Here is a 6,939-nt window from a genome sequence, read left to right as displayed (position 1 = left end):
CGCAGACGGCGGCGAGGCGGGGGTCGGTGGGGGCGGGGAGGACGTGGGGGCGGTGCGGTGAGGCGCGGAGCCGGTCGCGCAGGACGGCGAGGAGGCGGGCGCGCTCGGGTCCGCCGTCGTCGGGCTCCTCGGCGTAGGCGCGGATCAGTTCGCGCAGCAGGGGGCCGACGGCGAGGGCGGTCGGGGTGGTGAGGCCGAGGGGGTTGTCGTGGGCGGGGAGTCCGACGAGGTGCAGGTCGAGGGTGCCGTGGGCGCGGTGGGCGTGGAGGGTGCCGGCGGGGATCCACAGGGCGCGGGTGCCGGGGGCGAACCAGGTGCCGGCGCCGGTGGTGACGGCGACGACGCCGGAGCCCGCGTGGACGATCTGGTGGTCGTCGTGCCGGTGGGCATGGATGCGGTCGCCCGGGCCCAGGTGCCGGACGGCGGTCGGCGCGTGGCGGATGTTCGACACAGTCAGGCAGGTTATCGGAAGCGCGACAACGGGTCCGGGGGCCAGGCTCGCAGGGTGTCCACACGACGAACCGTCACTCTCATGTCCTTGGCCCACGCCTGCGTCGACCTGTATCAGGGCGCCGTCGCCGCGCTGGTCCCCTTCTTCGTCGCCGAGCGCGCGTACGCGTACGCCGCCGCCTCGGGTGTCGTCCTCGCCGCCTCGCTGCTGTCGTCGGTGGCGCAGCCGCTGTTCGGGCTGGTCACCGACCGGTGGGCGGTGCCGTGGCTGCTTCCCGTGAGCACCCTCGCGGCGGCGGCCGGGGTCGCGCTGAGCGGGGTGGGCGGCTCGTACGCGCTGACGCTGGCGGCGTTCGCGGTGTCCGGGGTGGGGGTCGCGGCGTACCACCCGGAGGCGGCGCGGGCGGCTCGTGCGGCGGCGGGCGGCAGTCACACGGCGATGGGCTGGTTCTCGCTGGGCGGCAATGTCGGCTTCGCGCTGGCTCCGCTGCTGGTGGCGGGGGTGGTCGTGCCGTGGGGGCTGGGGGCGACGCCGTTGCTGGCGGTGCCGGGGGTGGTGGGGGCGGTGTTGTGTGCGCTGACAGCGAAGGCGCAACGTCGGATTGCCGTATCAGCCCACTCCGACCCTCGCGACAACGACTGGCCCGCCTTCCTGCGCCTCTCCGGCGCCGTGATCTGCCGTTCCCTGGTCTTCGTCGGCCTCAGCACCTTCATCGCCCTGTACGTCCGCCAGCGCACCGGCGGTGGCGCCGCGGCCGGGACGATCGCGTTGTGCGTGCTGTACGCGGGCGGTGCGGTCGGCACGCTGGCCGGGAGCCGGCTCGCCGGACGGTACGGAAGGCTGGCGGTGGTGCGGGCGTCGTACGGGGTGACGCTGGTCGCGGTGGCGGGGGTGCTGGTGGTGCCGGGCCCTGCGCTGTACGCGTTCGTCGCGCTGGCGTCGGCCGGTCTGTACGTGCCGTTCTCGCTGCACATCACGCTGGGGCAGGACTGTCTGCCGGGGCGGGTCGGGACGGCGAGCGGGGTGACGCTGGGGCTGACGGTGAGCGTCGGGGGGATCGCCGCGCCGGCACTGGGGGCGCTAGCCGACGCGACGTCGTTGCGGACGGCTCTCGTGCCGTTGCTGGTACCGCCCGTGGTGGCGTGGCTGCTGGTGCGGGGAGTGCGGGAGCCGGGGTCCACGGATTCTCAACCACCCGGTATTGGCCCGTACTTCACCTCTGGTACGCGCGTGACCTCTTGGCCGGGGAGGGAAAAGCGGGGAAGCTGAGCTGCCCCGCCGCCCCCACTCTCCCCCCATCCGGAGGACGCCTTGTCGTCACCCAAGTCCACGCCGTCGCGCCGCAGATGGCTCACCGCCGCGCCGCTCGCCGGTGCGCTCGTACTCGCCGTCCCGACGGCCGCGTACGCCGCTCCGCCGACCGCGCTGCCGCAGAACGCGGAGGCCGCCGAGCTGACGTACCTCCCGGCGTTCGACTACGACACCGACGGCTGCTACTCGACCCCGGCGATCGGCCCCGACGGCACGGTCAACGGCGGTCTGAAACCCACGGGTTCGCTCAGCGGCGACTGCCATGACGCGTCGGACCTGGACAACACCAACAGCTACTCGCGCTACAAGTGCGACAACGGCTGGTGCGCGTACCTGTACGGCCTCTACTTCGAGAAGGACCAGGCCCTCCCGAACAGCAGCATCGGCGGGCACCGGCACGACTGGGAGCACGTCGTGATCTGGGTGCACGACGGCGCGGTGCGGTACGTGGCGACGTCCAACCACGGTTCGTTCACGGTCAGTCCGGCGTCCTCGGTCCGGTTCGAGGGGACGCACGCGAAGGTCGTCTACCACAAGGACGGCATCAGCACGCACTGCTTCCGGCTGGCGAACGCGAACGACGAGCCGCCGGAGAACCACAAGCACGCCTGGCAGTATCCGCCGCTGGTCGGCTGGAACGGGTACCCGGCGGGGGTGCGGGACAAGTTGAGCGCGTACGACTTCGGCAGCGCCAACTTCGGTCTCAAGGACGGGAATTTCGTGTCCCACCTCACCAAGGCGAAGCCGTCGGGCATCACGTTCGACCCGAACGCGTGAGCTGAGAGCGTCCCTCGGATCCGGGTGCGTCCGGGTTCGGGGGACGGTCGGGGTGTGACGGAGCAGTCGCGTCCGGTGTCCGTGGGGCCGGGCCGGAGGGTCTACCCTTTCTCCCATGTCGGTACCCGAACTGATCCGTATCGTCTCCCGTGACTCGCCGATGGCGCTGGCCCAAGTGGAGCGTGTGCGTGCCGAGTTGGCCGTGCTGCATCCCGGGGTGCGCACCGAGGTCGTGCCGGTGAAGACGACCGGTGACAAGTGGCTGGGCGACCTGTCCCAGGTCGAGGGCAAGGGCGCGTTCACCAAAGAGGTCGACGCGGCGTTGCTGGCCGGGGAGGCGGATCTCGCCGTCCACTGCGTGAAGGACGTGCCGGCGGACCGTCCGCTGCCCGCCGGGACCGTGTTCGCCGCGTTCCTCAAGCGGGACGACGTGCGGGACGCTCTGGTCCACCCCGGGGGCCGCACGCTGGACGAGCTGCCCGACGGCACCCGGATCGGGACGTCCTCTGTCCGTCGGATCGCCCAACTGGCGGCGACACACCCGCAGTTGGAGTGCGTACCGTTCCGGGGCAACGCGAACCGGCGCCTGGAGAAGCTGGCCGCCGGTGAGGCGGACGCGCTGCTCCTCGCGGTGTCGGGCCTGGAGCGCATCGGCCGTACCGACGTGATCAGCGAGGTCCTCTCCCCCGAGGCGATGATGCCGCCCATCGGCGCGGGCATCCTGGCCCTCCAGTGCCGCGAGGGCGACACGGACCTGATCGACGCGGTCAGCGGTCTGGGCGACCCCGCCACCCACCGCGAGGCCACCGCCGAGCGCATGTTCCTCCACGTCCTCCAGGGCCACTGCAACAGCCCCATCGCCGGCTACGCCCGGGTCGACCGCACCGGCGAACTCTCCCTCCGCGCCTGCGTCTTCACCCCCGACGGCAAGACCCGCCTCAACGCCCACGAGTGGGCGGGCCCCCTCGACCCCGCGACCCTCGGCACGTCGGTCGCGGTGGCGCTGCTGCGGCAGGGGGCACGGGATCTGATCGACGGCATCCCACACTGAGCCCTCCGGGGGCGGGAACGTCAGAAGGTGCGGCTCGGCGTGTGAGACACCGGGCATCCGCCCGACCCGAGGTTCACCGGCCGTCCCGCCCCCTCAGCCCGTCCCGTCCCCCGCCTCCGTCTGCTCCCGCAGAAAGTTGCTCACCTGCCGCGCCAGATCGTCCGCGCGCCCCGCGCAGGGCGCCGTCTCGACGCGCTCCTCGGACAGGTCCAGCCCCCCGGTCCACAGGCGCCGCTCGGTCCACTCGTCGTCCACCCGGAGCTGGACCTGGACGTCGATGCGGTCGAGGGCGGTCTCGGGGCCGGCGGCGTGGAGGACGGCGGTGACGCGGCGCAGGGGGTAGACGTCGAAGCCCTCGACGAACTGGGAGTTGCGCCAGTCGACGAACGCGCTCTCGCCGTCGGGCCCGATCCGGACGTCGATCTGGCCGTCCTCCAGGTGGACGCAGTACTTCGCCTCGCCCCGGTTCTCGACGACGACGCGCAGCCTGAAGTACGTGAGCCCGTCGGCGGCGTCGTCGCGGCCACGGGGCGGCTCCGCGCGCTCCAGCCGGTTCACGCGCAGACGCAGACCGGAGTACGCCTCGTACTCCTGCCAGTCTCCGACCACGTTCGGCTCGTACACGGCCCACCTCCCGACGTCCACCGGCTGAGTCCTATCCGTGGCCTGAGCGCACTGTCAAATGAGCGGAATGAGCCGTGGTCTGGTCCATCGTCCCTTTTGATCGTCGATCAAGCCGTGCCCAGCGGGAATCGCGGAAACGCTCAGGTCACGCCTTGTGCGAACGTGCCGCACATCACGTCACCGGGCGAGTCTGCCGAGCAGCGCGGAGGACGCGGCGACCCCGAGCGCGGCAGCCACCGCGAGCACCCCGAAGTCGACGGCGAGGTGGGCCGGCGTCCCGAGCAGCAGGCCGCGCAGCGCGTTCACCTCATAGCTGAGCGGATTGAACGCGCTGACGGCCTGGAGCCACCCCGGCATCACGGACACGGGATACAGCGCGTTGGAGCCGAAGAACAGCGGCATGGTGATCGCCTGCCCGATCCCCATCAGCCGGTCGCGGCTCAGCACGATCCCGGCGATGGTCATGGACAGGCAGGAGAAGAACGCGGACCCGAGGACGACGACCGCGAGGACCCCCAGCAGTCTCAGCGGGTTCCAGGTGAGCGAGACGCCGAGGAGGGCCGCGATGACGATGACGACGACGGCCTGGATCACCGACTTCACACCGGCCGCGAACGCCTTGCCGGTGATGAGGGCGGCGCGCGGGGTCGGGGTGACGAGGAGTTTGTTGAGGACGCCCGCGTCGCGTTCCCAGATGATCTGGATGCCGTAGAAGATCGCGATGAACATGGCGGACTGGGCGATGATGCCGGGCGCGAGGTAGTCGACGTAGGGGATGCCGCCGGTCGGGATCGCGCGGATCCGGGTGAAGGTCTGCCCGAAGATCAGCAGCCACAGGGCGGGCTGGACGGCGCGGGTGTACAGCTCGGTGCGGTCGTGGCGCAGCTTCTGGAGTTCGACGACGCACATCGCGCCGATCCGGGCGGGGACGAGCCGCCAGCCTGCGCGGGGTGCGGGTGGCTGGACGAGGAGGGATATGTCAGCCGACGCGGTGAGCGGTGCGGCGGGTGCTTCGGACATCTCGGAAGTCTCCTGAGTTCTCGTCGAGGGAGCCGCCGGCGACGTCCCGGAAGACGTCCTCCAGGGTGGGCAGCGTGTCGGTGCCCCGGCGGGCGGCGAGGCCCTCGCGCAGTTCCCGCGGGGTGCCGAGCGCGCGGACCCGGCCGTGGTGCATGAGGGCGACGCGGTCGCAGTACTGGTCGGCCTCGTCCATGTAGTGGGTGGTGACGAGGACGGTCATGCCGGTGGCCTCTCGGACGGCGCCGATGTGCTCCCAGACGCCGGTGCGGGCGATCGGGTCGAGGCCGATGGTGGGTTCGTCGAGGATGAGCAGCCGGGGTGCGCTGACGAGCGCCTGGGCGAGTTCGAGGCGGCGGACCATGCCCCCGGAGTAGGTCCCGGCGAGCCGGCCCTCGGCGTCGGTGAGCCCGACGGCGGCCAGCGCCTGCCCGACCCGCTCGGCGCGCTCACGGCGGGGGACGTCGAAGACGCGGGCGAACAGGGAGACGTTCTCGCGTCCGGTGAGTCCGGCGTCAGCGGACAGCTGCTGGGGGACGTACCCGAGCAGGCGCCGCACGGCCATGCGGTCGACGGCGGCGTCGTGCCCGAAGACGGCGACCATGCCGGCGGGGACCGGCAGCAGGGTGGTGAGGCAGCGGATGGCGGTGGTCTTGCCCGCGCCGTTGGGTCCGAGGAGGCCGAAGACCTCGCCCTCGGCGACGGTGAGGTCGAGGCCGTCGACGGCCCGGGTGTCCCCGAAGGCGTGGGCGAGGCCGGTGCAGGTGACGGCGTCGGTCATAGGGGTCCTCCTGCTGGGGTGCGGTCAGGCGCCGGGCTCCTGCTGGAGTCCGGCGGCGAGGGTGCGCAGTGCGGGGAGCGCCGCCCGCAGCGCCTCCCGGTCGGCCGCGTCGAGGCGGGCGACCTGCCGCTCGACGAGTTCGGCACGCCGGGCCCGCCAGTCGTCGAGCCGGGTGCGGGCGGCGTCGGTGAGGTTCAGGCGGGCGGCGCGGCGGTCGGCGGGGTCGGTCTCGCGGATGAGGTGGCCCTCGGTGACGAGGCGGTTGACGAGGGTCGAGACGGAGTTGCCCGCGAGCATCAGCTCCTTGGCGGCCTCGGAGACGCCGATGCCGGGGCGGGCCGAGACAAGCCTGAGCAGTTCGGCCTCGCCGCCGCGCAGGCGGGGCACGGTGAGCCCGGCGCGCAGCCGTCGGCGCAGGGTCCGCTGGACCCCGACGATCGCGTCGGCGAGTTCCTGCGGAAACGTCTCGTCCGTGCGAGCGGAGTCCATACGACCAGATTATCTCGTTAGCAGAGGTAACAGCCTCAAGGGTGAGTCAAGAGGCGGTCCGCGCTCTGTGCGGCAGACACTGGTCACGCCCACGCCGGATGCAACAGAGCAGGACGCGAGCACCCATGAACAACCGTCCCGAGGTCGTCACCACCCGCTCCGTGTTCGGAGCACCCTGCTGGGTCAGCCTCACCACCCGTGACCTGGCGGCCACCCAGGAGTTCTACGGCGCCGTCTTCGGCTGGCAGTGGCGCCAGGGCTCCCTGGGCGACCACTTCCGGGTCGCCTCTGCGGACGGCGTCCCGGTGGCCGGGGTCGCGGGGGTCGCGGCGATGTGGCAGATGGCGGTGGCGTGGACGCCGTACTTCGCGGTGATCGGCGCGGACGAGGCGGTGGGCCGGGTCCGGGAGCGCGGGGGCACCGTCGCGGTGGGGCCGG

At 72.3% G+C, this 6,939-nt stretch carries 9 protein-coding genes; 4 read left to right on the top strand and 5 right to left on the bottom strand.

Translation table 11 applies throughout. The features are described from left to right. On the bottom strand, positions 1–451 hold a 451-nt coding region (locus ACVNF4_RS30170), incomplete at its 3' end, for an AraC family ligand binding domain-containing protein (protein ID WP_461806053.1). Positions 452–532: 81 nt separating this feature from the next. Between ACVNF4_RS30170 and ACVNF4_RS30165 the strand changes: the two genes are divergently transcribed. From ACVNF4_RS30165 to hemC, 3 genes are all read left to right on the top strand, one after another. Then, positions 533–1,720, top strand: a complete 1,188-nt coding sequence (locus ACVNF4_RS30165; RefSeq protein ID WP_461806052.1) for an MFS transporter — start codon at positions 533–535, stop codon at positions 1,718–1,720. A gap of 42 nt (positions 1,721–1,762) precedes the next feature. Then, positions 1,763–2,539, top strand: coding sequence for an NPP1 family protein (locus ACVNF4_RS30160; protein ID WP_461806051.1), 777 nt, complete (start codon positions 1,763–1,765; stop codon positions 2,537–2,539). 115 nt (positions 2,540–2,654) lie between these two features. Beyond that, positions 2,655–3,590, top strand: a complete 936-nt coding sequence (hemC, locus tag ACVNF4_RS30155) for a hydroxymethylbilane synthase (RefSeq protein ID WP_461806050.1) — start codon at positions 2,655–2,657, stop codon at positions 3,588–3,590. A gap of 93 nt (positions 3,591–3,683) precedes the next feature. Here the strand turns inward: hemC and ACVNF4_RS30150 are convergent, their stop codons facing one another. The 4 genes from ACVNF4_RS30150 to ACVNF4_RS30135 all read right to left on the bottom strand — a co-directional run bounded on the left by ACVNF4_RS30150 (position 3,684) and on the right by ACVNF4_RS30135 (position 6,501). Continuing rightward, a complete protein-coding gene (locus ACVNF4_RS30150; RefSeq protein WP_461806054.1) occupies positions 3,684–4,214 on the bottom strand; it encodes a hypothetical protein in 531 nt (176 codons plus the stop codon). 177 nt (positions 4,215–4,391) lie between these two features. Then, positions 4,392–5,234, bottom strand: coding sequence for an ABC transporter permease (locus ACVNF4_RS30145; protein WP_461806049.1), 843 nt, complete (start codon positions 5,232–5,234; stop codon positions 4,392–4,394). Further along, the gene (locus ACVNF4_RS30140) at positions 5,194–6,012 is read right to left on the bottom strand and encodes an ABC transporter ATP-binding protein (RefSeq protein ID WP_461806048.1); all 819 of its coding nucleotides are present in this window, start codon (positions 6,010–6,012) and stop codon (positions 5,194–5,196) included. The genes ACVNF4_RS30145 and ACVNF4_RS30140 overlap by 41 nt, the downstream gene beginning before the upstream one ends. Before the next feature lie 24 nt (positions 6,013–6,036). After that, on the bottom strand, positions 6,037–6,501 hold the full coding sequence (locus ACVNF4_RS30135) for a MarR family winged helix-turn-helix transcriptional regulator (protein WP_461806047.1): 465 nt from the start codon (positions 6,499–6,501) through the stop codon (positions 6,037–6,039). A 125-nt stretch (positions 6,502–6,626) separates the two neighbouring features. Between ACVNF4_RS30135 and ACVNF4_RS30130 the strand changes: the two genes are divergently transcribed. Beyond that, on the top strand, positions 6,627–6,939 hold a 313-nt coding region (locus ACVNF4_RS30130), incomplete at its 3' end, for a VOC family protein (RefSeq protein ID WP_461806046.1).

This window comes from Streptomyces sp. S6 (assembly GCF_054880855.1).
This window is presented reverse-complemented; position numbering and strand designations above follow the sequence as displayed.